This is a genomic window from Cedecea sp. Ae19-4 (assembly GCF_059801165.1).
On the sequence record NZ_JBCHWG010000001.1, the window covers coordinates 747,973 to 774,483 of the forward strand.

Sequence of the window (26,511 nt, forward strand, 5' to 3'; positions counted from 1 at the left end):
CTTACTGGAAACGGCGACGTGCATTGGATTCGCGTGCTGCTCTTGCCACTTCGACTGGAACAACCCGGCGACCAACGGGCCATAACGCAATGACAGCAATCTTGAAGTTCGCAATTCCTACAGGGATCCCAATTACGGTAATACACTGCGCGATGCCCGCCATGATATGCATAATGCACAGCCACCAGCCGAAGAAGATCAGCCAGAGAACATTCAACAGTGTCCCCCCCGTATTTAGCAGCGTATTTTTACCCTGTGGATTAAGCTCATCCACATGAATGGCTTCATTGCCGTAGGGCACAAAGGAAAGCTTGGTGATTTCCCAGCAGGAGCGAGTCAGTGGCAGGGTGAAAATCAGCACAATACTCACCAGCGTGGCAAATAGCCAGGAGAGGGTGGTCAAGAAGCCACCCAGCACGAAGTTCAGAACATTAAGTACGGTACGCATAGTGACGCTTCCCTGACAGAAAAATAAAGAGTGATTAACCGCAGAAATTATAACGCGTTTTTACTCTGGAGCGTCATTCCATCGGCAGTTAAACTTGAGCCATAACTCTTACATTGGATCGGGCAACGTAATGGAACTCAAAGCAACTTCTCTTGGCAAGCATTTAGCTCAGCACCCTTATAACCGGGTCAAACTGCTGCCTGCCGGCGTTGAGGTTAAAGGCGATCGCCACGAATATCTTATTCCATTCAATCAGTTAATCGCGATTAACTGTAAGCGTGGCCTGGTTTGGGGAGAGCTTGAATTCGTTCTTCCAGATGACAAAGTGGTTCGCCTGCACGGTACCGAATGGGCGGAGACCCAGCGCTTTTTCCATCATCTGAGTTCGCTCTGGCTCAACTGGAGCACGGAGATGAGTGAAGTTGCCGCCGAAGTATTAACCGCTCAGCGAGAGGAGATTGCGCAGCGCACTCGCAAGGAGCTGTGGTTCCGGAGAAGTGATATGCAGGCGTTACAGGATAACCTCCGCGCAGCTATTTCAGCCCTCCCGCTACCGCATGCCCGACTTGGTGAGTTCGAAAATTGCCGGGAAGCGTGGGCCATATGTAAAGCCTGGCTTGAACAGGGTGAAGAGCGCCGACACCAGCGTAATAGCGCTTATACCGAACGGATGCTGGAAAAATATGCCGCTTTCTTTGAGCTGGTTGAAAGTTCGCCGCTGAATCCGTCTCAGGCCAGGGCGGTGGTGAATGGAGAAGATTCGCTCCTGGTGCTGGCTGGGGCCGGTAGCGGCAAAACCTCCGTTCTTGTGGCGCGTGCCGGATGGTTGTTACAGCGCGGTGAAGCAACAGAGGAGCAAATCCTGCTGTTAGCCTTTGGCCGTCAGGCCGCGCAGGAAATGGATGAGCGTATAGCCAGCCGCCTTAATACCGAAGCGATTTCTGCCAGAACTTTCCATTCACTGGCGCTACACATCATTCAACAGGGGAGCAAAAAAGCCCCTCGAGTCAGTGAACTTGAGAGCGACACAGCGGCTCGCCATCAGTTGCTGATCGACAGCTGGCAGCAGCAATGCCGGGAAAAGAAGGCGATGGCCAAAGGCTGGCGGCAATGGCTTAGCGAAGAGCTTGAGTGGGATGTTCCAGAAGGTGAATACTGGCAGGACAAACGCCTGGCGAAGCGGCTTGCCAGCCGGCTCGACCGCTGGCTCGGCCTGATGCGGATGCACGGAGGTTCACAGGCTGAAATGATAGACAGCGCGCCAGAAGAGGTCAGAGAACTCTTCACTAAACGTATTAAGCTGATGGCGCCATTGTTAAAAAGCTGGAAAGCCGCCCTGAAAGCCGAAGAGGCGGTAGATTTCTCCGGGCTGATTCATCAGGCAATTAATGTGCTCGAAAAGGGGCGTTTTATCAGCCCGTGGAAGCATATCCTTGTCGACGAGTTTCAGGACATTTCTCCCCAGCGGGCCGCCTTACTGGCTGCTTTAAGACGGCAGAATTCCCATACTTCGCTTTATGCCGTGGGAGATGACTGGCAGGCAATCTATCGATTTAGCGGAGCAGAAATGACGCTCACCACGGCATTTAGCCACCATTTTGGGGAGGGTGACAGCTGCGCTCTGGATACTACTTATCGTTTTAACGACCGAATTGGCGAGATTGCTAACGGTTTTGTACAGCAAAATCCGTATCAACTGCGTAAGCCGCTCAATAGCCTCTCTAAAGGGGACAAAAAATCGGTAACTCTGCTTGCCGATGACAGGCTCGATGATTTGCTGGACAAACTTAGTGGGTACGCCTTGCCCGAACAGCGAATTTTGGTGCTCGCGCGGTATCACTATTTGCGTCCGGAAAGTCTGGAAAAAGCCTCCACGCGATGGCCTAAGCTCAACATCGATTTTATGACTATCCACGCCAGCAAAGGGCAGCAGGCGGACTATGTGATCATTCTTGGTTTGCAGGATGGAAAAGAAGGTTTTCCGGCACCCGCGCGGGAGTCAATCATGGAGCAGGCGCTCCTGCCACAGCCGGAGGATTTCCCGGACGCAGAGGAGCGGCGTTTACTTTATGTCGCGCTGACGCGGGCACGTCATCGGGTCTGGCTTATGTTCAACAAGCAGGAACCTTCTGTCTTTGTTGAGGCACTTAAGCGGCTGGGTGTGCCCGCGGCTAATCGCCCGTGATTATTTCAGGCGTTCATTCAGATAGCGTTGGTAATCCGGAATAAGAATATCCACGCTCTCATTGAAGCCCGGAGAGTGAATAATAAAGTCTGCGGTAGAAAGGTTGGTGGCGACCGGGATATTCCAGACGGTCGCCAGGCGCAGCAGGGCCTTAACGTCGGGATCGTGAGGAACGGCATTGAGCGGGTCCCAGAAGAAAATCAGGACATCAATTTTACCTTCGGAAATTAAAGCGCCTACCTGTTGGTCGCCCCCCATTGGGCCACTGAGCATGGCGTTGACTTCAAGCCCTGTTGCTCGCTGAATTAAATTACCCGTTGTCCCGGTGGCATAGAGAGTGTGGTTGGCAAGCGTTGCTTTGTGGCGCTGTACCCACTTCAAAAGCGCGTCCTTACAGTGATCGTGGGCAACCAGTGCGATATGTTTTTTTACCGCAAGGGTGCGGGTTGTTAGTTCCATTCTCTTTTCCTGGGTAGTTTTAGGCTGCTAACAGATTACTAAAAGCGCCCGGGGCTGCAAGAGCAGAACGTCAAAAAAGCGAGGCATCTCGAGGCATTGCTATGGGTTGTGGGTCTCATTTGCCCAGCGTAGAAAACGCGCCCGTGTCGGATTATCGGCCCGGCTGAACCAGTATCTCAGCCGTTGCTCTGTTAGCACTTCAGACTGCGCCGGTGGAAGATCTGGATTAGCCTGGGCAAATTGCAGAATACCTTCGTTGGCCATGCGGTTTGCGAATCCGGGCATTGACGCTTTTTTTTCTGATTTGTTATAGCGCTGTGTCTCTTCTTCATAATCCGTTCCGGTTGGATCGGGTTTGATCTCCAAAATATCGGTTCGGATGGGAATGGAATGCTCCTGTCCGTCCTGCAGCTTAATTTGAAAGGCGGCTCCAGAATGATTGGGATCTTTTAGCGGTATAACAATATTGACCTGATCTATCTCTTTGGTGTCAAAACTGATCACCGTCGGGGGGGAAACCCCAGAAGACCGGCTGCGTGCGTTGTTTATTTTTTTTTCAACGCGCAGAACCAACTGATGAGGCCCATTATCTATTTCAATGCTGTCCGCCCCTTTAAGGAGCGAGCTGGAAACTCTTTTACCATCCAGAACCAGTAAATCCACATCGGCTGAAAGGCGCAGCGTGGTTCCCCATACCAGGGTTGGCAGCATCAATATTAGCCCTGCAAGTGGCAGACCTGCTCTCATTTCACTCTCCCTGGTGAACATGCTGAGTGGATATTTCAAAGTTTTTCCTGAGACCTGTTTATTAACATATAGACATATTTTCAGAAATTGCGCGCCTGAGTATCCAGTAGAAAGATGGCTGGGTGACGGGGTTTGGCATACACTTCAGACAACATCTTAGGGGGCGCTATGAAACAAAGTGATATCGAAAATATCCTGAAAACCACCCGTACCATTGCGCTGGTGGGGGCCAGCGACAAGCCCGATCGTCCGAGTTATCGGGTGATGGATTACCTGCTCAAACAAGGTTATGAGGTTATTCCTGTGTCGCCGAAGGTCGCGGGTAAAACGCTGTTAGGGCAGCAGGGCTATGCCACGCTTGCGGACGTACCGAAGAAAATTGATATGGTCGATGTGTTCCGTAATTCTGAGGCCGCCTGGGGCGTAGCGCAGGATGCCATCGCCGTGGGAGCGAAAACGCTATGGATGCAGCTTGGCGTGATTAATGAGCAGGCTGCGGTGCTGGCACAGAATGCGGGATTAAGCGTTGTGATGGATAAATGCCCGGCGATTGAAATCCCTCGCCTTGGGCTGGCGAAATAAGAAAAACCCCGCATCGGCGGGGTTTTTAATCAGTTACGCAGGCGTGGGGCCTGAAGCTGTTGGCGTATCGAGGCAGCCAGTTCGTCCATTGACGGCTGTTCAGGGTGCTCGTCGTCATCTTCAGAACTGAGCTGAGCTTCGGCGAGATAGGTATGAATCGCCTGGCCATCCTCATCTTCCATGACAACGTGGTACCACGGTGCCGCGCGGAGTGCGCTATTGTCGGCCAGATCGTCTTCCTGCGGCTCATCGAGCGAATACTCGGGGTCAATGTCGACCACTACGCCCAGATAGCCCAGTAAAGAATGGCGAACCTGCTGGCCAATACCGAATTTGCTGGCAATCATAGTCACCTCCCGGGAACATTACTCTGCATACGAATATGCGGGCAATTTCCGCCTTTTCAAGCTACATGACTCGACAGGCAAACCCTTTCAGATACAGCCCTTCCGGGTAGGTTGCGATCACCGGGTGATCGGCCGCCTGGCGGAACTGTTCTATAAATTGTACATCACGCCCGGCATCTACGGCGGCATCGGCGATGATTTTCTGGAATAAATCTGTGGTCATCAGCCCGGAGCAGGAGAAAGTCATCAGAATGCCGCCAGGGTTCAGTAACTGAATCGCTAACATGTTGATGTCTTTATAGCCCCGGCAGGCGCCCGCCAGCTGGTTTTTGTTTTCAACAAATTTAGGCGGGTCCATGACGATGACGTCGAATTTCTCGCCCTGGTCGCGATATTTGCGCAGCAGTTTGAACACATCGTCACGAAGAAACTCGGCTTTGCTGAGATCAAGCTTGTTCAGCTCTACGTTTTTTCTGGCGATATCCAGCGCATCCTGAGAGGTATCCACGCTTACCACCTGGCTGCAGTTACCCATCAACGCGGAAACGGCAAAACCACCGGTGTAGGAGAAGCAGTTCAGGACGCGTTTATTATCAACGTAGCGGCGAGTGGCGAAACGGCTGTCGCGCTGATCGAGGTAATAGCCCGTTTTATGCCCGCCCTGAATGTCTACCAGCAGCTTCATACCGTGTTCTTCGATAGGCAGCAGGGCAGGAGGCAGTTCACCGCTGACCGGCCCCTGAGTCAAAGCCATGCCTTCTTTCTTACGCACGGTCACATCGGAGCGATCGTAAACAGAGCATTCAGGGTAGAGAGACTGCAGGGCGGCAACGAGGGCCGGGCGCTGATATTCTGCGCCGGCAGACAACAGCTGCAGCACCAGGAAGTTGCCAAAACGATCGATAGTCACGCCCGGTAAACCGTCAGATTCACCGGCGATCAGTCGGTAGCTGTCCAGCCCATCACGCTTAGCCAGCCAGTCTCTCCACTGCTGGGCCTGCTGCAGGCGGCGAGTAAAGAAGGCGATATCAATACTTTCAGCCTGATCAAAGGTCCAGACGCGGGCGCGGATTTGCGATTCAGGGGAATATGCCGCTCGGGCTAGCCATTTGCCCTGGCTGTCCACCACATCAACCGTTTCACCGAGACTGGCCTTGCCTTCCAGGCGTGCAACAGCCCCAGAGAAAACCCATGGATGACGGCGCAATAACGACTTCTCACGCCCTTTGGCTAACACTAAACGTACGCTCATAATTTATTTGCTGCTTCGCTAAGAAATGGGCGCCATTTTCCGGTTTAGGGCCGCTAATTGCAATTTATTCACGTGAAAGCCTCACAGAGTGGGTTACTGCCAAAGAAAAAAACACGGGGTTTGTTAGACTTAGAACTGTTTTGAGCGTTCAGGCGGAGGCAATGATGAGTTCAGACAAACAGTGCGTGAAGTGTTGGGTACACGGCATGGTTCAGGGCGTGGGCTTTCGTTACAGCACTCAGCGTGAGGGGGAAAAGCTTGGCTTAACCGGCTATGCCCGTAACCTGGATGATGGCAGCGTGGAGGTGGTGGCCTGCGGAGAGGCGGGGCAGGTTGAAAAGCTACTGGCGTGGCTAAAAGCCGGCGGGCCACGTAGCGCCAGGGTTGATAAAGTTCTGACTGAACCGTATCAACCCGAACGCGAATGGATCAACTTTGGTATCCGCTACTAGATACACTTCACCGGTTTTGGCAGGCCAGCGATTTTTGTGGCCTGTTTGGCCGGGCCTTTCGGGAACAGGCGATAAAGATAGCGGCTGTTGCCTTTCTCTTCGCCGAACTTGTTCGCCATAGCCTTAACCAGCATGCGAATGGCCGGGGAGGTATTAAACTCCAGATAAAACTCGCGTACGAAGCGAACCACTTCCCAGTGCTCTACCGCCAGGGTAATGCCTTCTTTGGCGGCAATCTCTTCCGCCAGCGGCTCGCTCCACTCCTGGCTATTTTTCAGGTAGCCATCGGCATCTGTCTCTATTTCTCTGCCTTCAAAGGTCAACATAGTTATCCGCTATTTACGTCAAATCGGGCGAAGTGTAGCAAATTTTCTCTGTGGGCTTAAGGGCGGAATGCTGCAGGATTGAGGGCAAAAAAAAGAGAATGCACAAGGCATTCTCTTTTAGGGATTACGGCATCAGTTAGTCGCGGCTGGCAAAACCAAGGATGCTCAGCAGGCTAACGAAGATGTTGTAAAGAGAAACATACAGGCTTACGGTCGCGCGGATGTAGTTTGTTTCGCCGCCGCGGATAATGTTGCTGGTCTCAAACAGGATGGCGCCAGAAGAGATCAGGATAAACACCGCGCTAATCGCCAGGTGCAGAGCCGGGAGCTGCAGGAAGATGTTTGCCACCATACCAATCAGCACAACCACCACGCCCGCCATCAGCATGCCGCCGAGGAAGGACATGTCTTTACGTGTTGTCAGCACATAAGCAGAGCAGCTAAAGAAGACCAGTGCGGTACCACCCAGCGCCAGGCCAATAACATCACCCATGCCTGCGGACAGATACGCATTCAGCATTGGCCCCAGGATATAGCCCAGGAAGCCGGTAAAGGCGAATGCAGACAAAATGCCCACTGGTTTATCCGCAGTTTTGTAGGTCAGGAACATCAGGCCGTACATGCCGACCAGCGTCAGAATCAGCCCTGGAGAAGGCAGCATCAGTACGGTGCTGGCGGTTGCCGTCAACGCGGAAAATGCCAGCGTTAAACTCAGCAGGAAATAGGTATTACGTAGCACCTTGTGGGTGCTGAGCAGTGACGAACGGTCACGCGAGGAGGTAATAATGCGATCCATTCTAAACTCTCTCTTTTTTACAGGTGTTTTATGGTCATGAGCATAATGCCCGCCTTTATTAGACAAAAGCCTTTTTACCCATCTTTACCTCGTGCAGTTTATCACATTGTAAAAAATTAATGCCATAACACCCACTTATAGGTGGCTGAAAAATATTGCTTTATTACCTAAAGCCGACTAAGAGTGTTAGCCGTACCGTCGTTAAATAACATTAATAAGGCGTAGGTCATGAAAGCAAACAACAACACATTCTCAAAATCATTGGTTGCTCTGGGTCTGCTCAGCGCTATTTCCAGCGCATGGGCAGCAGACGTTCCGCCGGGAACCGAGCTTGCAGCCAAACAGGAGCTGGTACGTAACAACGGCAGTGAACCGGCGTCGCTGGATCCCCACAAAGTGGAGAGCGACGTTGAAAGTAATATTATCGGCGACTTTTTTGACGGCCTGATTCGCGTCAAAAACGATGGTTCTATCGAACCTCATCTGGCCGAAAAATGGGATAACCAGGACAACAAAGTCTGGACATTCCATCTGCGTCCGGGGATTAAGTGGTCCAACGGTGAACCTATCACTGCGCAGGACGTGGTCTGGAGCTGGAAGCGGTTAGTCGATCCTAAAACGGGCTCCCCTTACGCAACTTATCCCGGCACGATGCATATCGAAAATGCCAATGACATTGCCGAAGGCAAAAAGCCGGTCGATAGCCTGGGTGTGAAGGCGCTGGATGCCAACACCGTTCAGGTGACGCTGGACCAGCCAACGTCGGCCTTCCTGCTGATGCTTGGCCATACGTCTATGGTACCGGTGAGCGAAGCTGCGGTAGAAAAATTTGGGGATAAATGGACCCAGCCGGCCAACTTCGTGAGCAGCGGTCCGTATAAGCTGTCGCAGTGGGTGGTGAACGAGAAAGTCGTCGGCGAGCGTAATAAGCAGTACTGGGACGATGCTCATACGGTGATTAATAAGGTGACTTATCTGCCTGTGACTTCCGGTACAGCAGATATAAACCGCTATAAAGCGGGTGAGATCGACATCACCTATACCGTGCCGGAAACGCTGTTTGCCTCACTGAAAAAATCGATTCCGGACCAGGTCCATATCACGCCTTATCTGTCCACTTACTATTATGAATTCAATACCACCAAAGCGCCGTTTAACGACCCACGCGTTCGTCTGGCATTAAACCTGGCGCTGGATAAAGATATCATCGCCGGTAAGGTGTTAGGGCAGGGGCAAAAGCCTGCGTGGCTGGTAAGCCAACCTAAAATTGGCGGGATAACGCTTAAGCCTGCGGAGTACGGTAGCTGGAGCCACGATAAGCGTGTCGCTGAGGCGAAGAAATTGCTGGCAGAGGCGGGTTTTAACGAATCTCATCCGCTGAAGTTCAACCTGCTTTATAACACCTCGGAATCTCACCAGCGCATTGCCATTGCGGCCAGTTCAATGTGGAAGAAGAACATCGGCGTCGAGGCGAAGCTCCAAAACCAGGAATGGAAAACCATGCTGGATACCAAACGTACCGGCAATTATGACCTGGTGCGCTACGGCTGGATTGCCGACTACGATGATGCGGCGACCTACCTGAATAACTTCCGTACCGGCGATAGCCAGAACAGTTCCAAATACAGCAATCCTGCCTACGATGAGATCATCGCTAAGGCTTCACAGGCCACCACCCAGGAAGAACGTGCGAAGTACTATCAGCAGGCCGAAGATATTCTTGCGAAAGACGTCCCGACCATCCCTATCTACCACTATGTGAAGGTTCAACTGGTGAAACCTTACGTAGGAGGTTATGCACCGAGCACGCTGGGCAAATATTTAACCCAGGATCTCTACATCAAAAAGCACTAATGCTGACGCTGCCCTCTCCGGAGGGCAGAAAAGCGGCTTGAAACTGAGCATGTTGCTGCTGTTTCAGGCAAATAACACAAATATGATGAAATTTCAGGCGATTGAACAAAATCGTGCTTTACATGAAGTATGGGTATGTTTATAGTTCGCCTCGTTGGAAGTGTGGCCGAGCGGTTGAAGGCACCGGTCTTGAAAACCGGCGACCCGAAAGGGTTCCAGAGTTCGAATCTCTGCGCTTCCGCCAACAAATTCAAGGGGTTGCCGAAAGGCGACCCCTTTTGTTTTTGGGGTGTTGGTATAGTGTTGGTATATTCACTTGGTATATTCTTGTCCTTAGCCCTCTCATTTTCCCTCTGTTTTGCTCAGTACCGGTGCCGCGAGTGTTGGTGAAATTTTCACTTTTCGGTCATACGTCGTCACCTGACTTTCTGTTTTGTGGCCTGAGAAGAGTTGCTTGTCCCTACTGCTCCCTTCGTAATCTGAAATAGCCTTGGCCTTAATGTCGTGAAATGTTCCGGGTACAGCGTGGCCCAGTTTTAAAGCTGCAGCTTTCTTTGCTTTATTCCACCAGGTGTTGAACGTTTTCTTATTCATGGCGCCGCCTGATGGCCCAGGAATTAGAAAGCCGGCCGCAGACCTTCCAGACAATTTTTCAATAGCCAGATCAACCGCCGCTCGAAGGCGGGGGGACCACTGCTTGATCTGCTTTTTACCAGTTTTGTTTTGCTCAATAAAAATCCCTTCATGCCTGACGTCTGCGATCCGCAGATCCAGAACGTCACCCTCGCGCGCGGCGCAAAGATATGAAATCTCCATTGCCACCTGAATCTCTGGGGCGGCGCATTCGTACACAGCGAGGTAATCTTCATCGGGGATATAAACGTCCCGGTCGATGAGAGTGAATTTTCGAATCCCCTTGCAGGGGTTGCCATTCACATACCCTCGCTCAAAACCCCAGCCAAATACACGGGACATGCTGGCCACTTCTTGGTTGGCCTGATTTTTACTGCTCATCCCGCGCTTATCCATAAAAATACGAACCTGTTCAATCCGTATATCGTCGGCCTTCATTTTTCCGAACACGGCCAATAGTTGTTTCTGATGCTGGTGGTAGTCCTGCTGCGTTCGTAGCGCCCGCTCGGTAAACGCCGGGCTTTCGATAAACATGCCCCACAATTTGGCAAAGGTCATAACGTCATGGCGCTTGGCCTTTTCCTCTTCATATCTTTGCCAAAGTTTTGAGATCGATGTTTCACGGATTTTCCCCAGACTAATACTTAGTTTGGTTCCCTTTGGCTTCCAGACATAGCTGTACTTATTTTTTGTTACCCGCGGTGGAAGGTGGGTATCTTTAGGATCTTTTCTTGGCCTGCCCATAGATAGCGTCGAAGTCCGGCTCTGTTGCAACATATTCGTCAACCTTTGGTAGTTCGGTGGTCCCCGGCAAAATATTTCTGCGCAACACGATTGGGCGATTCCGTCCATCAGTTGTGAATGGAATGCCGTGACAGCGCAACTGGCGCTGCTGCTGCGTATAACGCATATATCCGGTGATTTCCTGAATCTCCTGAGGTGACAACGTAAGTTCATGCATAGGTCATCCCCTGATGACCGGCCTGATAAAGGTTACCTGGCCGGCGCGTTATTTTATGAATAAGGAAAATCAGTTTTGAATCAGCTTCTGCCAGATGGCTGAAACGTATTTAGCCTGGTGGAGGGCATCGGCCAGGGCGTTATGTTGATCTCCTTCGAATGGGATTTCATAACGCGGATTGATACCTATCGCCTTACCCAGCTCAACGATTGTTCGCACATCGCGATCATTCCAAAATTCCCAGAGCGCCGGGATTCCAGTTCGCTTATAAGATCTGCGTAACAAAACATTGTCGTATGTTGCGCCGTTCCCCCATAGCTGAACGGCGGCCGGGCCATTTGCAGCGTTTTCGCAGATAAACTCGTTCAACTGGAGCAGGGCGTCATCAAGAGGGATGGCATCAACCAGAATTGCAGAGCGGGCCTCCGCGGACTGTTTCATCCACCATAGAATGGTGTCAGCGTCTGGCAGGCCATCAGATTCCATGGAAGAGGCCAGGCTGATGACCTTGTAAAACTCACCTCCCATCTCGCTGGTTTTAGGATTGAAAAACACGGCGCCAATGGACACGATTGGAGCGTCGGGGTTTGAACCGAATGCCTTCAGGTCAACCATGAGATGAGTAAACAGCTGCTCTTTAGTTTCATCTTTACGGTGACCGGTATCGTTTTTCAGGGTTTCTGCTTCCTGATTAACAACAGCATGGCTTTCAGTTGAGTTAATTGCTGCTTCGCCTGGTATCACTTCAGTGCCAGCTTTGGTTTCATGGTTGATAGTTTCTTCCACCGGCACATAGTCAGTATTCTCCGCAGCAGTATCTTTCGAGGGGGCATTAAAGAGAGCTGTCGCATCGAAAACACCGGCCCCGACTTTTACCAGTTGGGCTGGTGGCTGGTTGCTTTCTGCATGCTGCTTATCAACATTCTCGCCGCTTTCTTCCACGGCTGCGGGTGCCTTAAAATAGTTCTGAATAGCGTTCCAGCGCTCTTCGCTATTTGGTTTCCCGTCATCCGGCATGAATTTAATCTCAAGCAGATTTTTAACAACGTAACTTGTAAGAGCCGGGATGGAATGCAGCGCTTCATCAGGTGCGTTACGAACCAGGACAAAAATTGCGCCTCGGGAAAAATCCAGAATGCCGGGCGATTTGCGAAGAACGGCACTCCATGTTTTCCATGGTTCTTCTTTGTTGGTGATTATTTCCTTCGCCCGACGAACAACGCCTGCCGGAAATTCGTAGATATTAAAATCCATGGGGAGGGTGGCCGCCGCGATTTCAATATCAAGAACATCCAGGGAAGGGGCCAGATCCGGATTGCGGTCAGTTTTTATCTGTCTACCTGCATTGGTTCCGGCATCAGTCCTGATCATGTTCTCCGGTTCGCTTTTAACGGAATGGACGGCAGCAGGCTGTGGCGCAGACTTTGCCTTCCATTTTTCAATGACGTCAGCCCTGTGGTTACCGCGGCCGGCTGAATTGTCATTCAGGGCTTCGATCCACTCTTTTGAGAACGCCAGAACGTGAGACAACTCAGGAGTCTTTCCATCCAGTGGCCAGATAATCTTGATAGCCTCAAGGAGGGTATGGCGTATATGGTTGTGGCACTGCTTTAGAGGCTCAACGGAGTTAACCGCCAGAATGACATTCTGGAGATAGTTATTGTCCATATCCATTTGGGCCTTGATTGCGGCAGCTCGCTCTTCTGGTGTTGCAGTAAACATGCCTCCGATCCAGAAGTGAGCAAGTTCTACGTTGAGACCCATTTTGTAACTTTCAATGGCGTCACTTAGCTCCTCTGCTTCTTCGTCGTCAACTGCAGCCGTTTGAATCAACTGCCAGGTTCTGCCGTCTTCCGCCAGCTCGTAACGTTTACACCATTCAAAATTAACAGTGCCTTCCTCCGGAAGATCATCGAAAACAGGGAAATCAGTCCTGACTGGCTTGTTGTAATCGTGGCCACGGCCGGTTTCTATACCGGCATCTTCCAGGGCCACATCAAGCATCAGGTTTGCGCGGGCTTCGGTTTTTGCTGTCTGCCAGTGGATGGCATCAGGCTTGCCTGATTTTTGAGTTGCTTTGATTAAATTAAAGAATTCCATATCGGGGCCTCTTTTTTGGATGTAAGATACCCGCAGCCAGTGATTGCCGCTTTTGGGTAGTGGTCATTGGTCAAAACTCGATTTCGGAAAGCTTTGGTCGGCTGACCGGGTACTTAACCCGCCTTGCGCGGGTTTTGTGCTTTATGGGGCTGCTGATTGACTCTTTGCCAGCTCAGACAGCAGCACACCATCCAAAGCGGTCAGAACGGGTTTAAAGGTGCTGTTATTGGGGATTTTGCTGACAGCCCGGATAACTTCTGAAACTGAAATATCACCAGCGCGGGGCGCATAACCGCCGCCTGGGCCTCGTTGAGAAACAACGAGCTTTCCGACGCGCAGCTTATTGAAAATCTGCTCGAGGTAAGAGGTGGAAAGATTCGCCTCTTTGCTAAGCGTGGTCAGGGCTACGAACGAGCCGTTTGAAATGCGCTGTAGTGCCGCCATTGCGTGAACGGATGCCATCACGCGCTTCATGCCAAATTCCATAATCACATTCCTCGGCCAGAGCAGGCCATTGGTCAAAACTCGATGTTTAACGAACTGCAGGCTGTTGGTCGGCAGCCGGGTTGCCCTTCTGGGCCAGGATGTAACAGAGTTTACGAAGCATCACTTCAAAAACATTCAGGCGAGTAGCCTGATGTGCTGCTGGTTTACGTGCGAAATCAATCATGCCTTTCCCCTTACCAAACCTCCGGCCAGCCTCTTATGACGGCGGCCACGCCAATCTCCGATGATTTATCGTCAGGATTTAATCTGCGATGCTGTCCATCTGCGATCCTGTCTGCGTCCTTCCAGTCCTCCGCCATAACGCGATAAGTGCGATAACCACCATCGCCGTTAATGACTACGGTGAATTGTTTCTTAGCCATGAATCCTCTCTCTTTGCCCTTATCGCCAGGCTGGCGGAACGGTACTGCCTGCTGCGCATTTCAATGTATGTGTCATCTCATCCGGTGTTTCGTATGCCGCCGGCAGCTACTTCGTGGGCTTCCTGCCTGGATGACTGATTTTGTAAATTCAAACTACAAATAAATATGTCAATCGTCAATGTAATTTTGACATAAAAATTATCAATGATTGTTTTGTTTGGTTGGATTCATATGCGCAAGGCAAAAGAAAAGCCGCTAGAAGCGGCCTTTAGACGTGAGTTTTTGTGGTTTTATGCGGGGGGATCGATTTTACGCTTGCTTAGGAACTCAGCCATGAATTTATCAAGCTCTTCCAGCCGATCGCTGGCAAGCCCTATAAATTTGTCTTGTTCGCTCTCTGGAAGCTGATCAAAGACTTCTAAAAGAGCACTTTGCTTCTTACTCAAAATAGTCTTACTGAGAGTAGCAGCTTTTAAATTCGCTTCTTCTTCGTCGGTCATAAAGAACCAATACAACGGTTTTCCAAGGGCTTGCGGGAAAAGCTCGAGCTTTTCTTTGCGAGGGAAATTGCCAGTGTTGCACCAGTTGCTGACTGTCTGCGAATTAACTCCAACTCTACGGCCTAACTCAGATTGAGAAATGCCGGCTTCATCAAGAGCCCTTAACAGTCTTTCTTCGAAGTTCATATCTGTATCCAAATCAAACCAGTAACTAAGCATACAAAGTTTCTTTTCAATTGTGGCTGATTAAGTTTATTGACAGTGACAAATTATTTATCAATTATGTGATACATAATTTGGGAGGAGCAATGAAAGAAGTTATACAACAGAAAATCATTTCACTTTGCGGTAGTCAGTCTGAACTTGCACGCCGCCTAGGCAAAAACTCACAGACTGTGTCGGTTTGGTTTCGTACCAAAGTAGCAAGCACAGAGGTTCTGAATGCCTGCAGGGTTCTTGGTTGGGAAATAACTCCACACGAACTGCGTCCTGATCTCTATCCAAATCCATCAGATGGATTACCTAGACAGGAGTAATAACTATGCATTTAGCAACTGATAAACAACATATCAAACCATCCAGATTTACGCTGAAAACACAAAATCAGAATGTTGGCCATCGCCGTGACGGCATTAAGCATCGTGCTCTCCGTGACGCAGTGCATGAGTGGGAACTCATTTTGCCGGGCCAGGCACAGGAAAAGATTGCTCGGCTGGTGGCAGAACAGTGGGAAAGGCTGGGTGGCAGGGGAATAACGATAAACAAGCAGAATCTTTTTCGTTATCTGAAAAATGAAACCAACTCCGACAAATACACCGCTTACGTAATGCAGCTTGCCGCGGCGATCAGTGAATCCATGCCCCTGGAGATTGCCAGAAAGCACGGGCTGCGTTCTGGAATGACTGAGGCTGAGCTGGTGGCCAGAGCGATTAAAGAGTGCGGTGAGGCGCACCAGGCCAAATTGTTAGGCGCGCCGCTGCAGAAGCTTGAGAAAGAGATTAGAGAGGCAGCTATTGCGCTTTTCAACATGTTGCCCTCAGACGTAGCAGGACCGCTGCTTGCCAGCATAGGCGCAGTGACGCCGCAGTTTTTCTAATCGAGTTTTGACCAATGACCAATTTGAACAAGCAGGATAAATACCCGCTTTGGCTAGCTGATCTTTTTAGCAGCTTCTACAGCTGTGTTGAGTCCAGAAATTATCCATTCAGCATCAAGGTGGTGGATGCGGATCGTACTAGGGTCTTCCCCCAATGCATTGGTTTGGGAAAGGCAGATGTATCCATCCTCAATGGTGAATTCAATTTCATCCCTTTGAGGAATATTAAAAACGGCGTCCGTCATAGTGTTTTTTCCTTTTTAGAACAATTGAATATGAGTGACAAAAACGGTGCTGATAGCTATCTGGAGAAATTATGACAGATAAAGAAAGCAATGATAAGGCTAGGGCTATGGCTAAAAGTAAGGCAAGTAATGAGCCTTATCGCAAAGTGAAGATCACCATGTGGGATGATCCAAAGTTTCGCGCTCTATCTCCTTTGCCGCCAAGCGGTCAAAGCTTATTTATTTATCTGCTGACCAGCCCGTTTACCGGAATTATTCCAGGTTTGTTTAAGGCGGGGCGCGCAGCACTTGCTGAAGAACTTGGATGGGAGCAGGAAGCCTTCGACTTAGCCTTAGGAGAAGGCTTATCTCTTGGCATGGTGAAAGCCGACCTTAAAGCCAGAGTTTTTTGGCTTCCTAAGGCAGCAGCACATAACCCTCCAGCATCAGTGAACGTAATTAAATCGTGGGCCCGCGCATTCGAGTTACTTCCTGAATGTGACCTGAAATGGGAGGCATGGAGTTCGCTACAAGCCACATGTTATGCGGTCTCCGAGGCTATGGGTAAGGCATACGACATGGTAATGCCTTTGCCTAAGGACAAGCCTAAGTCTTTGCCATCAGGTATCCAGAAAGCAGTAAGCAGTGAACAGATATTAAAACCTAAAAACATTATGTCCGGCACTGAGAAAACTCAGCCCCAGACAAGAGAGCCGAGTCCGCCGGAAGAAATTTTTATATCGCTGCCGTTAATCGGTGGTCTGTCGCATGACGTAACGCTGAGTTACCTCGAAAGCCGAAGGGAGCTTTACCCAGCGGTGGATGTACCTCAGGAGCTGCGGAACATGTGCGGCTGGCTCGAAAGTAACCCGAAGAAGCGCAAAACGCCGAACGGCATCAAAAAATTCATCACAACCTGGCTGCAGCGTTGCCAGGATAACCCCAAAAACAGGCAGGTGACCAATGGGCAAAACTCAGCTGGAAACACGGAGTCCATCGCAGAACGGCAGTTACGTGAGGGGCGCGAGCAGTACATTCGGGAACGACAGCACTACGGTGGACACACCGGCATGGCGGTTGTGGGAGCTCATGACAAAAATCTACAGCAACCGCTGGATTGCGAAGAATGGCAATCGTCCCTCGGATCTCTGGGAGCAGCAGATTGGCGCAATGAGCAGTGAGCAGCTGACCAGGGTTTGCAATGCCTGTGTTGAGCGTTGCGCCGCGGGCAGTACATGGCCACCTGATTTTGGCGAGTTCGTGGCGCTGGTCGCCGAAGCTGGCGGCGGGGCGATCGGATTCACGACCGCTGATGTACTTGCAGAGCTTACTCGCTGGCGCAACGAGTCATACAAGTACCCGAGTTCAGAACAGTTTCCGTGGCGACACCCGGTTATGTATCACATCTGCATCGATATCCGCTGGGCTGGTGTTGAGCGGCGTTTAACGGGGCCGGAACAAGAAAAGCTGGCAGGTAGTTTGCTGCAAAAGTGGGAGAAGAAAGTCGCAGCAGGTTATTCGGTACCGCCGGTTCGTCGACAGCTTGCAGCGCCGCGCGCACCAGCCGGACCAACACCTGCTCAGGAAATGCATGCTGAATTTTTACGGCGTAAAGCAGCCGGAATGCTTAGAATAAATCGAGTTTTGACCAATGACCAAAGGATTAAACATGAACAGCGAAAACCATCAGAAAGTGATCGGCTTTCTCAAGGAGAACAAAAGGGCCACTGCCCGGCAGTTGGCTAAGGTTCTGGAGCGCGATAGCACCGGAGCATGGAACATCCTGATGCACCTTCTGCGAAAGGGAATCATCAAGCGCTGCGGCACAGCTGCTTTTCCCGAGATGAGACTTGCCCAGGGCTGGGAAAGCAAGGTATGCCGCCGGAAAACAGCGCCGCGCCACCAGCGGGCCAGACAGGCAATGGCTGAGGTATGCCGGAAGAACTGGCAGGGCTATGGGGTTCATAAAATATTCGGGATTGCAGGCAAATGAGTATGAAAATTGAAGTACTGCCGGTTGAGCGCGATAAGCACGGTTACTGGACTCACCTAGAATACGAGAAGTTCTGCGATGGTCGCGAGTCTATTTCTTCCGCTGAGTTTAACGAATGGCTGGCCGAAAACGGTCTGCAATGGCACGTCGAATACCGTGACGAGGATGAGGTTGATCCGGACATAGACGGCTACGACATCTCAAGATGGAAACCAGAGCTGTTAGCCCCTGGCGATGGCTGGTTTGTTGGCTCTATTCACGACACCGAAGATGGCGCGGTGTGCATCTGGCTTCGTCATAAAGAGCTTCAACATAAATATTAATATTGAAGCGTTGAGGGATCTATTCAACATACGCAATAGTTACAGCGATTCACTATAAGCAGCTCGCTCCTCAGTTCTAAATACCAGTATCTCCGGGGCGGGTTGTTTTTAGTGGGGCAGATTCGAACTAGCATAGAGTTGAATTTTATATGATGGCCATTTTTATAATAAAAGGTTAATGCTATCTACATCAAGTTAAAATGATTCAGAAAATGAGGGTGTTATTATCTATATAAGCTAAGGAGTTGATGAAGCTATCATGGTGAATGATTTTGTTAAGTGGGAAATTTAATATCACCAAACCATTCATCAAGTAGATATTACATTGTTGTATTGCTGTGTTAATTGTAATTTTTTCAATGTTACTTAACGCAAAGTCACGGCACTTCTCTCTATTTATTTTGTTGTTTAGTTCCATATTTGCAACCACTTCGCCAGAATTAATGTCTCTTCTGGATTTGAGGTTTCTTAATTTTAACTCACTATCACGCATATCTTTACTAAGGGCTCGAACTCGGTTCGCTAACTCCGTGACATCGGGGGCTATCTGAAGTGCATCAAGGAGGTGATTAATCTTTAAATGAGTATCAGCTATATAATTTTCGAGTTGTTTTATTGCATTTTTACCTGAGAAATTAGCTTGCAAAGAATCCATGTTTGCTAGTAACACGCTAACAAGATGTCGATCTGTAATATCTCGCCTAATTGGAGGTGTACTGCAACGGTGGAGTCTCCTCATCGGACATACGTAATATCCCATCCCTTTAGAATCGATTCCTGTCATAATCATTGAACATCCACATGAACTGCAACGCAGAATAGAACGGAATAAATTAATTAGATAAGGGTTATCATTTTTTATATCATGGCCAAATGGAGTTAGTCTGATTTCTTGTACATCTTGGAAGATTTTTTTTGAAATGATCGGTGGGAAATAATTCTCTATACTTTTAACACCTTTAGACATTGTTCTGTATGATGGGCAATATGTCCCGATGACAGCTTTATTTCCAAGTATTTTTTCAATAGTTGATGGATTCCATATGCCTGACTTTCCGCACAGCGTCTGGGCGTTTTTGTCATTGAGGATTTTGGTAATCCCATTTATTGAATTACCTTTTAAACGCAACTTAAAAATATATTTAATAGTTTTTGCTTGTTGAGGTAATATCTCAAAATGCTTTCCATCCTCACTTGCTCGTAACCAGCGTGGACATGACCTTGTAAGGATTTTTCCTTTGCTTTCCGCTTCCTCCCTTTTTTTTTGCCACACAGATCGCATACGCTTGGACTTAATTTCACTCTCTTCATTAGCACGTTGCGCAATTAAAATAGCTTTAATTAAAACATAAGGGTCATTTAGAGACGCTTCATTGTAATGCGTCTGGTCAGATAAGGTTACAACTTCGACACCTGATTTTAATATATGTCTTAGCCTTTCAGTGGCGTCACCTATTTTTTCTCTCGAAAGTCTGTCAAGGCTCTCAACCAGCAGGACGGTACCTTTATTGATGAACCCATGTTCGATTGCATCAAGAAAGTCTGACAGAGCTCCACGAAGAGCATTTATTCCATTAAAAGCACTTAGGCCTAAGTCCTGATATGTAATATCATCTAATTCATATTCTGGGTTCTGGGCAATCCATTCATCAACTAGCTGATTCTGGCGTCGAAGGGAATCACCATATTGCTGAATTGGTGTAGAGAATCGAACGTATGCAATGGCTTCTTTTTCATATCACGGCTCCTCTAAGTTTGGAAATATCCTCTCACGCTTCAGGTGTAAGTAATGTGAGCTCGCTCAATTTTTGAACGCATTAATACGCTGTAAAGCTCGTGAATGTTTATGGGGCAGTATCCAAGTTTTAGAAAGATAGACACATTCATATTTACACGAAGAATAGTTGAAAAACTCCAGCAGAGTGCCTAAAGCAGACTTTATAGAAATTATAGCACTGTAATTAGGATGTCTTACTATTTTTGACTTCTAACAAGAAATATTTACAATAAATATATAAAGTCACTTTATTGGGTAATGAGAGGCATCGGCTATCATACCCGTGGTTCCCTTTAATCGTTCACCTTCGACTGGAATATCCTGGTGTGTAATCTGCTTACGGAAAGCTGATGGCAGATTTCCGTAATGCAATTGGCAGCGTCATTTTCTGGGGATTTGTTAGGCGCAACCTTCTCCGAGTTATGCGCCTGTAAGTATCGGCAGCATAACTGCATGGATAAATCTTAACCTACTGAAAAAACGATAGATCTAACCTAAAGGCTCTGAAGAGCCTTTTTCATTGCAATCCAAAATAAACAGGTTAATAATGCCTGTACATTCATACAGTGTTTTAAGGTGGGGAGGAATTTTGGGCAAAAAAATCATCCTCCGTTATACCCTGAAAGACGTGCTTCATAGCTACTCGCATGGCGGGGGATGAAGCCATGGTAAGGTCGTTCGGGGCAGCCAGAGGGGAACGAAGTGATAAAAATTAATGAAGAGTTGCCGGACACAGGCTACGCGCTTATTCGTTGCGAGGATTTTGCAGTGGTCGCAAGATTCGGCTCATTCCCTGATGGTGGAAGGGCGCTTTTATACAGGCGTGGTGATGAGGTGTCATTCGTTCCCCTGCGGCCAGACGAGATAATTGGCACACCGACACTGTTTACAGAGATGCTTGAGAAAGCGGGCTACCGGATTACCAGTTGCTTTGATACACTTCACTCGTAGGCCTGAACACCCTGCACCTGCTGCGCCACGGAGACTACCATGGCGCAAAACACGTCAAAAAAATCTGAAACATACCAACCCGACAGCCGTAGCGGCTCAGCCGGGATTTTTACACGTCCGGTAAAAAAACATTCTCTGACTCCTCGCCAGCAAGAAGTATTCGATCTTCTGGTTTCATTCTTGCAGCAAAAAGGCTATCCGCCTTCAACAACGGAGCTTGCTGAGTTACTCGGCGTAAGTTCACCAAACGCTGCGGCAGAGCATCTCAAAGCCCTCGAGCGCAAAGGCTTTATCGCTATCACCCGGGGCGTTTCCCGCGGCATATCGATTGTTGGTTGCAAGGAGCCGATCCTGGCGGTGCAGTTGCTGCAGGAAATGGTTGATGGCTATCCCGGCGCAAGGGAGAGGGCTGTCGCGTTCCTGGAACTTCACGGAGCGCAGCTATGAAAAAGGGCTGGTTCCAACATGACAACCTGACAGCAGAACAAGCTGAAGAGTTGGTGGCGCGATATAAGGCCAATGGCGTCGTTACGGAAAAGAGCCTTGCTCCGGATTACACCAGCTGGATTGTCAGCGCGCTACTTCCTGAAGGTAAAACGCCGCCGCGAATCGACCGCACCTACCAACAGCCATGCTGGAGGCAGTGATGAAAGCCTACAGCATAATCCCTATGGGCAAACCGCGAATGACACGCGCTGATAAGTGGAAGAAGCGCCCCGAGGTCTTACGGTATCGGGCGTTCTGTGATGCGGTGCGCCTGAATCGAATTGAGCTGCCTGAGTGTGGTTATCACGTAATTTTTGTTCTTCCAATGCCGCCGAGCTGGAGCAAAAAAAAACAGGCGGAGTATGACGGCAAGCCTCACCAGTCACGGCCCGATAAAGACAACCTTGAGAAAGCGTTACTTGATGCTTTATTTGGCGAGGACAGCCATATCTGGGACGGGCGCGTTTCAAAGATATGGGGAACAAACGGGAAGATCATTATCCGGGAGGCCGAACCATGCGCGCTATTCTGACCGTAGAGATTGCACATAATATGGGTGTGATCTTGCTCAAGCCGGGCCGGGACCTGATGCAGCTTTTTGGTTATGGCAGGGTCCTTGTAGAAATACCTCCAAAAGCGATGGCAAATCTTCCATCTGGAAAGATACCGGATGCGCGGCAGCCCTTAGGTGAAGATAAATCTCTTGATACGTTTTTCGCAGATGAGCGAGTCATTCAGGCTGCCGGCGGTATCACGTCGCTCGAGTCCTGGCTATTTCGCCGCATCCCTCATTGTCAGTGGCCACACACGGATTATCACCATAAAGAAAAGGTAATGATGCGGCATAGCCCTGGCGCTATGCGCCTTTGCTGGTCATGCGATAACAAATTACGGGAACAGAGCACAGAGCAGCTGGAAGCCATCGCGCTGCAGAATGTAAAAGCCTGGGTAATCGAAACAGTCCTTTCAAAACTCGGATTCAATAGCGATAGAGAGCTTTCACTGGCAGAGCTCTGCTGGTGGGCCGTTTATATGGGTGTTTCCGAAGCGATAGGAGAGGCAATGGCCCGGCGCGCACTCAACTTCAAACCAGAACCCATTCTCTCGGTTTATCGTGAAAGTGAAATCGAGCCATCTGTTCCGGCCACCAGCGAACTGGTGAAAAGAGCTGCATATTTCCGAAGTCAACAACAGCAGGAACAAGTCAGAGAAAAGCCCGTTGTTGTGCTGGTGGCAGATCCCGAATCACCTCAAACGTTTTTTTCGCGACCAAAACGAATTCGTTGGGAAAAACCTGACTATCTGAAATGGGTTAAATCACAACCGTGCGAGGGCTGTGGTTCTTCAGCGGATGATCCCCACCACCTGATCGGGCATGGACAGGGGGGGGATGGGCACAAAATCGCATGACAGCTTTGCTATTCCCCTGTGTCGGAAATGCCATGACGAACTTCACCGAGACCAAAGGGAATTCGAGCGTAAGAACGGTTCTCAGTTGGTCATGCTCAAAAACACTTTGGACCGAGCCTTTGCGCTTGGTGTACTGGCTTAATTAGGAGAACACTATGCGTAATATTCAACTGGTATTAGAACGCTGGGGCGGCTGGGCTGTACAAGAAGGGACCCAGGTTGACTGGTCACCAATCGCTGGTGGCTTTAAAGGGCTTCTGCCGTCGGAAAGCAAATCCCGTCCATCCTGCTGTGATAACGATGGAATGATAGTCGACACCGCCATTGTCATGTTGAAGAAAGCAGGACGCGTCGATGAGCTGGACATGGTGATGCTTCACTACATGTACGACGTGTCGAAGTCTACCCTGGCGCGGTGGGAGAAGTGCTCAGAAGGAAAAATACGCAGCCGCCTGATGATTGCCGAGACGTTCATTGATGCATGCATCATCATGAGTGGCGCCACCTTAGAAATGGATGAGTGGGCGCACAAGAGCAAAATAAAAAAAGTTGCTTAGAGGTCTATTCGTTACGAATCTCAATGGTTATTGTGATAAGTGTGGTCACAAAGACACATTACTTATCAAAGGATAAGTCTTGCAATTGCAAGATTTACTCATATCCTCATTCGGATGAGTTGAACATTAATATCATTCATCTGGGATAAAAAATGGCGAAAGGGCAGTTAGTTCCATACGAAATACGTAATGAAGTCAGTAACGCTCTCTTTGATTACTTTTCCGGTGATGCGGTTATAGTTTCCATATCGCCTAAATTTCGGACAGATCACTTCCCGCATGAAGGGCAAGCGTATATTTACTTCGAAGGCAGTAGTAACTACTTCCAGTGTAGCTTTAAGTACTTTTATGACGAAAATTCTGTAAAAACCTTGTCAGTTACAAGAGATTGGCGTGATTAGACTCTACACAACAATTATCTCTCAGGCTCGCTTCGGCGGGCCTTTTTATTTTCCATACACAGCACCCGCATCCAGAGCGAGGTGAGAGACCATGAAAATGAATGACCAGACGCCTAATGCCGTTACACAGCTTTTTGCTTGGATAGCGGCGTTTGCGTCGGCCGTGGGCATCACGACTCAGGATGTTGTGTACATGATTTTTGGGCTGGTGGGCGTCATCGTCTCTTTAGCTTCATTCTTCTCAGGGCGACTAGATGCAAGACGTTTCAGGCTCCAGGACGAGAAGCGAACCGAGCTGCTTGAAAAATACCTTGAAGATATCCATCAAATCCCGCTGGAACAGCGCCCAACCAGCGCGCAAGTCGTGGCAGAAACCATTAACAGGATAAGCGCCAATGCAAAATAAAAAGGTTGGGGCGGCCGGCGCGGTCTGCTCAGTGGGGGCGGTTATCGCGATTGTTTTGGGTAGCGGAAACGTCAGGACGAATCAGCGCGGTCTGGAATTAATCGGCAACGCTGAATCCTGCCGCCGTGATCCGTATGTCTGTCCGGCTGGGATTATTACTGATGGCATCGGCAATACGCACGGCGTGAAGCCCGGAACGCGAAAGACTGATCAGCAGATTGCCGCCGACTGGGAAAAGAACATCCTGGCCGCCGAGCGCTGCGTGAACAGCTACGGCAACGGGAAAAAGCTTTCTGATAACACCTTCTCTGCGGTCACCTCGATCACGTTTAACGTTGGTTGCGGAGCAATGCAGAAATCGACACTGTATCAGCAGCTGCGCAGCGGGCAGATTACCCAAGCCTGCGAACAATTCCCACGCTGGGTGTACGGCGGTGGCGTCATATTATCCGGCTTAGTTACTCGCCGTGGTGCAGAGAGGCAGCTTTGCCTGGACGGCTTATGACAATAGGCAACCGCATACTTATCCTTGCGCTCACTGTTAGCCTGGCCGGTGGCTTTTATTACCACTTCAAATATCAGGCAGAACAAAAGCGCGCGGATGATGCTGAGCTGCTTGCAAAACAGCGCCGGCAAACAATAAACGACATGCAGACCCGCCAGCGCGATGTGGCTGCACTGGACTCGAAATACACGAGAGAACTGGAAGATGCCAAACAGACTATTGAAGAGCTGCGCGCTGCCGTTGTTGCTGGCAATAAGCGGCTGCGCCTCAACGCCACCTGTAAGCCAGTGCGTACCGCCGCCAGCGCCCCCGGCGTGGATGATGCAACCGGCCCCGGACTTACTGACTCCGCTGAACGGGATTATTTCCGTCTCCGGGAGCGAATCGAAACCAGCAACAAGCAAATAACAGGGTTACAGGAATATATCCGGCAGCAGTGTGCGAACCAGGCAGCATCAATGAAGGCATTACTTAATCACTAAGGAATCTACATATGAGATATAAATTTTTTCTTTTGGCTATCCTGTGCACCAATCTGGCAGGCTGCACGACACTTTATTACCGCTAACTATTATGAGAAAGCTAATACCTGCTGTTGTGCTGCTACTCAGTGGCTGCATAAATGTCTATGGGCCAGTAAAGCCAGGCGCTCAGGGAGACTCTACTCAAACAAAAGCTCCAGGTATGGATGATGCGGCATCGATCGTTAAAATTGGTAACCGTAAACCGCAAGAACTTTTCAATGCAGTAACAGCTTACTATCAACAAAAAGGGCTTAACCCGTCGGTGCAGGACAACACCACCGGGATTGTTGCGGCTGTTAGTAGTGATGAGGGAGTAGTAAGTACCTATCTGGACTGTTCCGCGCTTCCGCAAACACAAAATATACAGGAGCAATCAAGAATTGTGACCCAGATATGGAGTGCAGGAGAAGGTAGCAATGTGAGCGTGGTTGTTACAGGAGTTGTGGGTTTAGTCACTTCGGATGGAAACGATAAGGTCAAGCCCGTTGAGTGTAAAAGCACGGGTTTGTTTGAAAAGGATCTGCTTGAAATCTTACGAAAGTGAATTTTTTTGCTTTCTTTTAAAAAAAACTCTCAGGAGCAGGAAATCCTTCTATTCCTGAGAGGATGCAAACAGCATCATCGTTACAAAGTCGCGCTACTGTACAGAGTTTCCTGAACCAATCAACTTGTTTTGAAAGTTTTTAGGAATAAATAAATTATTTTTGAAATGTCCTATCTAAAGTGAGATTACCTTCTAAGATTGGTTAGCGGTTTCCGCGTATTGCTCTCTTATGCCTTGTTTTAAACCGCTCTGTCCGAGCGGTTTTTTTTCGATAACTGTTTGTGATTTGAATTGCTCTGTAGTATCGAGGCAAAGGTGGCATATCTTCGTTAGCTAATCGAAACCCGTTTAGTTGGATAAATTATTTACTCGTGAACGATAAAAAATTCTGGTTGGAGCAGACAAAGAACTAAAAAACGGCAATGACCCTTTTCGATCCTGTTTCAGCTTGACTAGAGTAACTGGAGTTTTTTGGTGTGTATTCAGAAAAAATAAGCGGGAGGCGACATCACTTATCCCGCTGAAGATTAAGATTTTACTCATCCATTTACCGTAAAAACTCCTACGAGACTTTAGTGAGAATTTAAGATAAGTCAAATTAAATGTGACTTGCATCACATTAATGAGTGATTAGTGTCAGCCGGCAGCGCTGCGTGACAGAAACCAGACTTACTGATGTCGTTAAATGCGATTATTTCCGTCTCAGGGAGCGAATCGAAACCAGCGGCAAAATGATTGCAGGGCTGCAGGAGTACATCAGGCAACAGTGCAGGAGTGGGTATGAGCAATGAATAGCAAAGAAA

35 protein-coding genes, 1 tRNA gene and 1 pseudogene are annotated in these 26,511 nt (G+C 49.2%); 21 read left to right on the plus strand and 16 right to left on the minus strand.

Features of this window, described 5'->3' with window-relative positions; all coding sequences use genetic code 11:
* Position 1 precedes the first annotated feature (1 nt).
* Positions 2-448 carry a YccF domain-containing protein gene (locus AAIE02_RS03425; protein WP_498531967.1) on the minus strand — a complete coding sequence of 149 codons (447 nt, stop codon included), beginning with the start codon at positions 446-448 and terminating at the stop codon, positions 2-4.
* Between the two features lie 130 nt (positions 449-578).
* On the opposite strand from AAIE02_RS03425, the gene helD reads away from it, so the two are divergent.
* Positions 579-2,633, plus strand: coding sequence for a DNA helicase IV (gene helD, locus AAIE02_RS03430; RefSeq protein ID WP_498531968.1), 2,055 nt, complete (start codon positions 579-581; stop codon positions 2,631-2,633).
* Here helD and mgsA read toward each other — a convergent pair whose 3' ends face one another.
* Entirely contained in the window at positions 2,634-3,092 is a 459-nt protein-coding gene (gene mgsA / locus AAIE02_RS03435) for a methylglyoxal synthase (protein ID WP_008461260.1), read from the minus strand.
* A gap of 99 nt (positions 3,093-3,191) precedes the next feature.
* Complete coding sequence (gene csgI, locus AAIE02_RS03440; RefSeq protein ID WP_498532652.1) at positions 3,192-3,839, minus strand: curli synthesis inhibitor; 648 nt, start codon at positions 3,837-3,839, stop codon at positions 3,192-3,194.
* A gap of 168 nt (positions 3,840-4,007) precedes the next feature.
* Here csgI and AAIE02_RS03445 point away from each other — a divergent pair, with 168 nt between their 5' ends.
* Positions 4,008-4,421 carry a CoA-binding protein gene (locus AAIE02_RS03445; protein ID WP_008461263.1) on the plus strand — a complete coding sequence of 138 codons (414 nt, stop codon included), beginning with the start codon at positions 4,008-4,010 and terminating at the stop codon, positions 4,419-4,421.
* A 29-nt stretch (positions 4,422-4,450) separates the two neighbouring features.
* Here the strand turns inward: AAIE02_RS03445 and hspQ are convergent, their stop codons facing one another.
* Entirely contained in the window at positions 4,451-4,768 is a 318-nt protein-coding gene (gene hspQ / locus AAIE02_RS03450) for a heat shock protein HspQ (protein ID WP_008461265.1), read from the minus strand.
* Between the two features lie 61 nt (positions 4,769-4,829).
* Positions 4,830-6,020, minus strand: coding sequence for a 23S rRNA (cytosine(1962)-C(5))-methyltransferase RlmI (gene rlmI / locus AAIE02_RS03455; protein WP_008461267.1), 1,191 nt, complete (start codon positions 6,018-6,020; stop codon positions 4,830-4,832).
* Positions 6,021-6,181: 161 nt separating this feature from the next.
* On the opposite strand from rlmI, the gene yccX reads away from it, so the two are divergent.
* Positions 6,182-6,472 carry an acylphosphatase gene (gene yccX, locus AAIE02_RS03460; RefSeq protein ID WP_166995548.1) on the plus strand — a complete coding sequence of 97 codons (291 nt, stop codon included), beginning with the start codon at positions 6,182-6,184 and terminating at the stop codon, positions 6,470-6,472.
* Here yccX and tusE read toward each other — a convergent pair.
* Together tusE and yccA are read right to left on the minus strand one after the other, a co-directional pair.
* On the minus strand, positions 6,469-6,798 hold the full coding sequence (tusE, locus tag AAIE02_RS03465; RefSeq protein ID WP_008461270.1) for a sulfurtransferase TusE: 330 nt from the start codon (positions 6,796-6,798) through the stop codon (positions 6,469-6,471). The genes yccX and tusE overlap by 4 nt on opposite strands.
* Positions 6,799-6,934: 136 nt before the next feature.
* Positions 6,935-7,594, minus strand: coding sequence for an FtsH protease modulator YccA (gene yccA / locus AAIE02_RS03470; RefSeq protein ID WP_039291604.1), 660 nt, complete (start codon positions 7,592-7,594; stop codon positions 6,935-6,937).
* A 228-nt stretch (positions 7,595-7,822) separates the two neighbouring features.
* On the opposite strand from yccA, the gene AAIE02_RS03475 reads away from it, so the two are divergent.
* Together AAIE02_RS03475 and AAIE02_RS03480 are read left to right on the plus strand one after the other, a co-directional pair.
* Complete coding sequence (locus AAIE02_RS03475; RefSeq protein ID WP_498531969.1) at positions 7,823-9,448, plus strand: ABC transporter substrate-binding protein; 1,626 nt, start codon at positions 7,823-7,825, stop codon at positions 9,446-9,448.
* Between the two features lie 156 nt (positions 9,449-9,604).
* Positions 9,605-9,692 (plus strand) — tRNA-Ser (locus AAIE02_RS03480).
* Positions 9,693-9,790: 98 nt separating this feature from the next.
* Here the strand turns inward: AAIE02_RS03480 and AAIE02_RS03485 are convergent.
* The 7 genes from AAIE02_RS03485 to AAIE02_RS03515 all read right to left on the minus strand — a co-directional run bounded on the left by AAIE02_RS03485 (position 9,791) and on the right by AAIE02_RS03515 (position 14,730).
* Positions 9,791-10,825 (minus strand): site-specific integrase, encoded by a 1,035-nt coding sequence (locus AAIE02_RS03485; RefSeq protein ID WP_498532653.1) that lies wholly within the window; start codon positions 10,823-10,825, stop codon positions 9,791-9,793.
* A complete protein-coding gene (locus tag AAIE02_RS03490) occupies positions 10,800-11,042 on the minus strand; it encodes a DUF4224 domain-containing protein (protein ID WP_498531970.1) in 243 nt (80 codons plus the stop codon). Before AAIE02_RS03490 ends, AAIE02_RS03485 begins: the two co-directional genes overlap by 26 nt.
* Positions 11,043-11,111: 69 nt before the next feature.
* The gene (locus tag AAIE02_RS03495) at positions 11,112-13,142 is read right to left on the minus strand and encodes a 3'-5' exonuclease (RefSeq protein WP_498531971.1); all 2,031 of its coding nucleotides are present in this window, start codon (positions 13,140-13,142) and stop codon (positions 11,112-11,114) included.
* Between the two features lie 141 nt (positions 13,143-13,283).
* Positions 13,284-13,628, minus strand: coding sequence for an RrF2 family transcriptional regulator (locus tag AAIE02_RS03500; RefSeq protein WP_498531972.1), 345 nt, complete (start codon positions 13,626-13,628; stop codon positions 13,284-13,286).
* 46 nt (positions 13,629-13,674) lie between these two features.
* Positions 13,675-13,812, minus strand: coding sequence for a hypothetical protein (locus tag AAIE02_RS03505; RefSeq protein WP_164716872.1), 138 nt, complete (start codon positions 13,810-13,812; stop codon positions 13,675-13,677).
* A 10-nt stretch (positions 13,813-13,822) separates the two neighbouring features.
* On the minus strand, positions 13,823-14,011 hold the full coding sequence (locus AAIE02_RS03510) for a hypothetical protein (RefSeq protein WP_498531973.1): 189 nt from the start codon (positions 14,009-14,011) through the stop codon (positions 13,823-13,825).
* A gap of 290 nt (positions 14,012-14,301) precedes the next feature.
* Positions 14,302-14,730: a helix-turn-helix domain-containing protein gene (locus AAIE02_RS03515; protein WP_498531974.1), complete on the minus strand. Its 429-nt coding sequence runs from the start codon at positions 14,728-14,730 to the stop codon at positions 14,302-14,304.
* Between the two features lie 89 nt (positions 14,731-14,819).
* On the opposite strand from AAIE02_RS03515, the gene AAIE02_RS03520 reads away from it, so the two are divergent.
* Positions 14,820-15,047 (plus strand): transcriptional regulator, encoded by a 228-nt coding sequence (locus tag AAIE02_RS03520; protein WP_498531975.1) that lies wholly within the window; start codon positions 14,820-14,822, stop codon positions 15,045-15,047.
* 5 nt (positions 15,048-15,052) lie between these two features.
* Positions 15,053-15,607, plus strand: a complete 555-nt coding sequence (locus AAIE02_RS03525; protein ID WP_498531976.1) for a toxin YdaT family protein — start codon at positions 15,053-15,055, stop codon at positions 15,605-15,607.
* Between the two features lie 53 nt (positions 15,608-15,660).
* On the opposite strand, the gene AAIE02_RS03530 is transcribed toward AAIE02_RS03525, so the two are convergent.
* Positions 15,661-15,852, minus strand: coding sequence for a hypothetical protein (locus tag AAIE02_RS03530; protein WP_498531977.1), 192 nt, complete (start codon positions 15,850-15,852; stop codon positions 15,661-15,663).
* A 71-nt stretch (positions 15,853-15,923) separates the two neighbouring features.
* Here AAIE02_RS03530 and AAIE02_RS03535 point away from each other — a divergent pair, with 71 nt between their 5' ends.
* The 4 genes from AAIE02_RS03535 to AAIE02_RS03550 are packed head-to-tail and all read left to right on the plus strand — an operon-like array spanning position 15,924 to position 18,147.
* Positions 15,924-17,012, plus strand: coding sequence for a DnaT-like ssDNA-binding domain-containing protein (locus AAIE02_RS03535; protein WP_498531978.1), 1,089 nt, complete (start codon positions 15,924-15,926; stop codon positions 17,010-17,012).
* Entirely contained in the window at positions 16,921-17,577 is a 657-nt protein-coding gene (locus AAIE02_RS03540; RefSeq protein ID WP_498531979.1) for a replication protein P, read from the plus strand. The genes AAIE02_RS03535 and AAIE02_RS03540 overlap by 92 nt, the downstream gene beginning before the upstream one ends.
* Positions 17,501-17,824 carry a winged helix-turn-helix domain-containing protein gene (locus AAIE02_RS03545; RefSeq protein WP_498531980.1) on the plus strand — a complete coding sequence of 108 codons (324 nt, stop codon included), beginning with the start codon at positions 17,501-17,503 and terminating at the stop codon, positions 17,822-17,824. Before AAIE02_RS03540 ends, AAIE02_RS03545 begins: the two co-directional genes overlap by 77 nt.
* The gene (locus tag AAIE02_RS03550; protein ID WP_498531981.1) at positions 17,821-18,147 is read left to right on the plus strand and encodes a hypothetical protein; all 327 of its coding nucleotides are present in this window, start codon (positions 17,821-17,823) and stop codon (positions 18,145-18,147) included. The genes AAIE02_RS03545 and AAIE02_RS03550 overlap by 4 nt, the downstream gene beginning before the upstream one ends.
* Before the next feature lie 205 nt (positions 18,148-18,352).
* Here the strand turns inward: AAIE02_RS03550 and AAIE02_RS03555 are convergent, their stop codons facing one another.
* Complete coding sequence (locus tag AAIE02_RS03555; RefSeq protein ID WP_498532654.1) at positions 18,353-19,870, minus strand: recombinase family protein; 1,518 nt, start codon at positions 19,868-19,870, stop codon at positions 18,353-18,355.
* A 1,044-nt stretch (positions 19,871-20,914) separates the two neighbouring features.
* On the opposite strand from AAIE02_RS03555, the gene AAIE02_RS03560 reads away from it, so the two are divergent.
* From AAIE02_RS03560 to AAIE02_RS03605, 10 genes and pseudogenes are all read left to right on the plus strand, one after another.
* Positions 20,915-21,322, plus strand: a complete 408-nt coding sequence (locus AAIE02_RS03560; protein ID WP_498531982.1) for a LexA family protein — start codon at positions 20,915-20,917, stop codon at positions 21,320-21,322.
* Positions 21,319-21,522: a hypothetical protein gene (locus AAIE02_RS03565; RefSeq protein WP_498531983.1), complete on the plus strand. Its 204-nt coding sequence runs from the start codon at positions 21,319-21,321 to the stop codon at positions 21,520-21,522. The genes AAIE02_RS03560 and AAIE02_RS03565 overlap by 4 nt, the downstream gene beginning before the upstream one ends.
* Positions 21,522-21,893: a RusA family crossover junction endodeoxyribonuclease gene (locus AAIE02_RS03570; RefSeq protein ID WP_498531984.1), complete on the plus strand. Its 372-nt coding sequence runs from the start codon at positions 21,522-21,524 to the stop codon at positions 21,891-21,893. Before AAIE02_RS03565 ends, AAIE02_RS03570 begins: the two co-directional genes overlap by 1 nt.
* A pseudogene (locus tag AAIE02_RS03575) lies at positions 21,878-22,913 on the plus strand (DUF968 domain-containing protein). Before AAIE02_RS03570 ends, AAIE02_RS03575 begins: the two are co-directional and overlap by 16 nt.
* 13 nt (positions 22,914-22,926) lie before the next feature.
* The gene (locus tag AAIE02_RS03580; RefSeq protein ID WP_498531985.1) at positions 22,927-23,328 is read left to right on the plus strand and encodes an antiterminator Q family protein; all 402 of its coding nucleotides are present in this window, start codon (positions 22,927-22,929) and stop codon (positions 23,326-23,328) included.
* Positions 23,329-23,820: 492 nt separating this feature from the next.
* Entirely contained in the window at positions 23,821-24,135 is a 315-nt protein-coding gene (locus AAIE02_RS03585; protein WP_498531986.1) for a hypothetical protein, read from the plus strand.
* On the plus strand, positions 24,125-24,640 hold the full coding sequence (locus AAIE02_RS03590) for a lysozyme (RefSeq protein ID WP_498531987.1): 516 nt from the start codon (positions 24,125-24,127) through the stop codon (positions 24,638-24,640). The genes AAIE02_RS03585 and AAIE02_RS03590 overlap by 11 nt, the downstream gene beginning before the upstream one ends.
* On the plus strand, positions 24,637-25,122 hold the full coding sequence (locus tag AAIE02_RS03595; RefSeq protein ID WP_498531988.1) for a lysis protein: 486 nt from the start codon (positions 24,637-24,639) through the stop codon (positions 25,120-25,122). Before AAIE02_RS03590 ends, AAIE02_RS03595 begins: the two co-directional genes overlap by 4 nt.
* Before the next feature lie 202 nt (positions 25,123-25,324).
* Entirely contained in the window at positions 25,325-25,708 is a 384-nt protein-coding gene (locus AAIE02_RS03600) for a hypothetical protein (protein ID WP_498531989.1), read from the plus strand.
* A 653-nt stretch (positions 25,709-26,361) separates the two neighbouring features.
* Entirely contained in the window at positions 26,362-26,499 is a 138-nt protein-coding gene (locus AAIE02_RS03605; protein ID WP_442892798.1) for a lysis system i-spanin subunit Rz, read from the plus strand.
* Positions 26,500-26,511 lie beyond the last annotated feature (12 nt).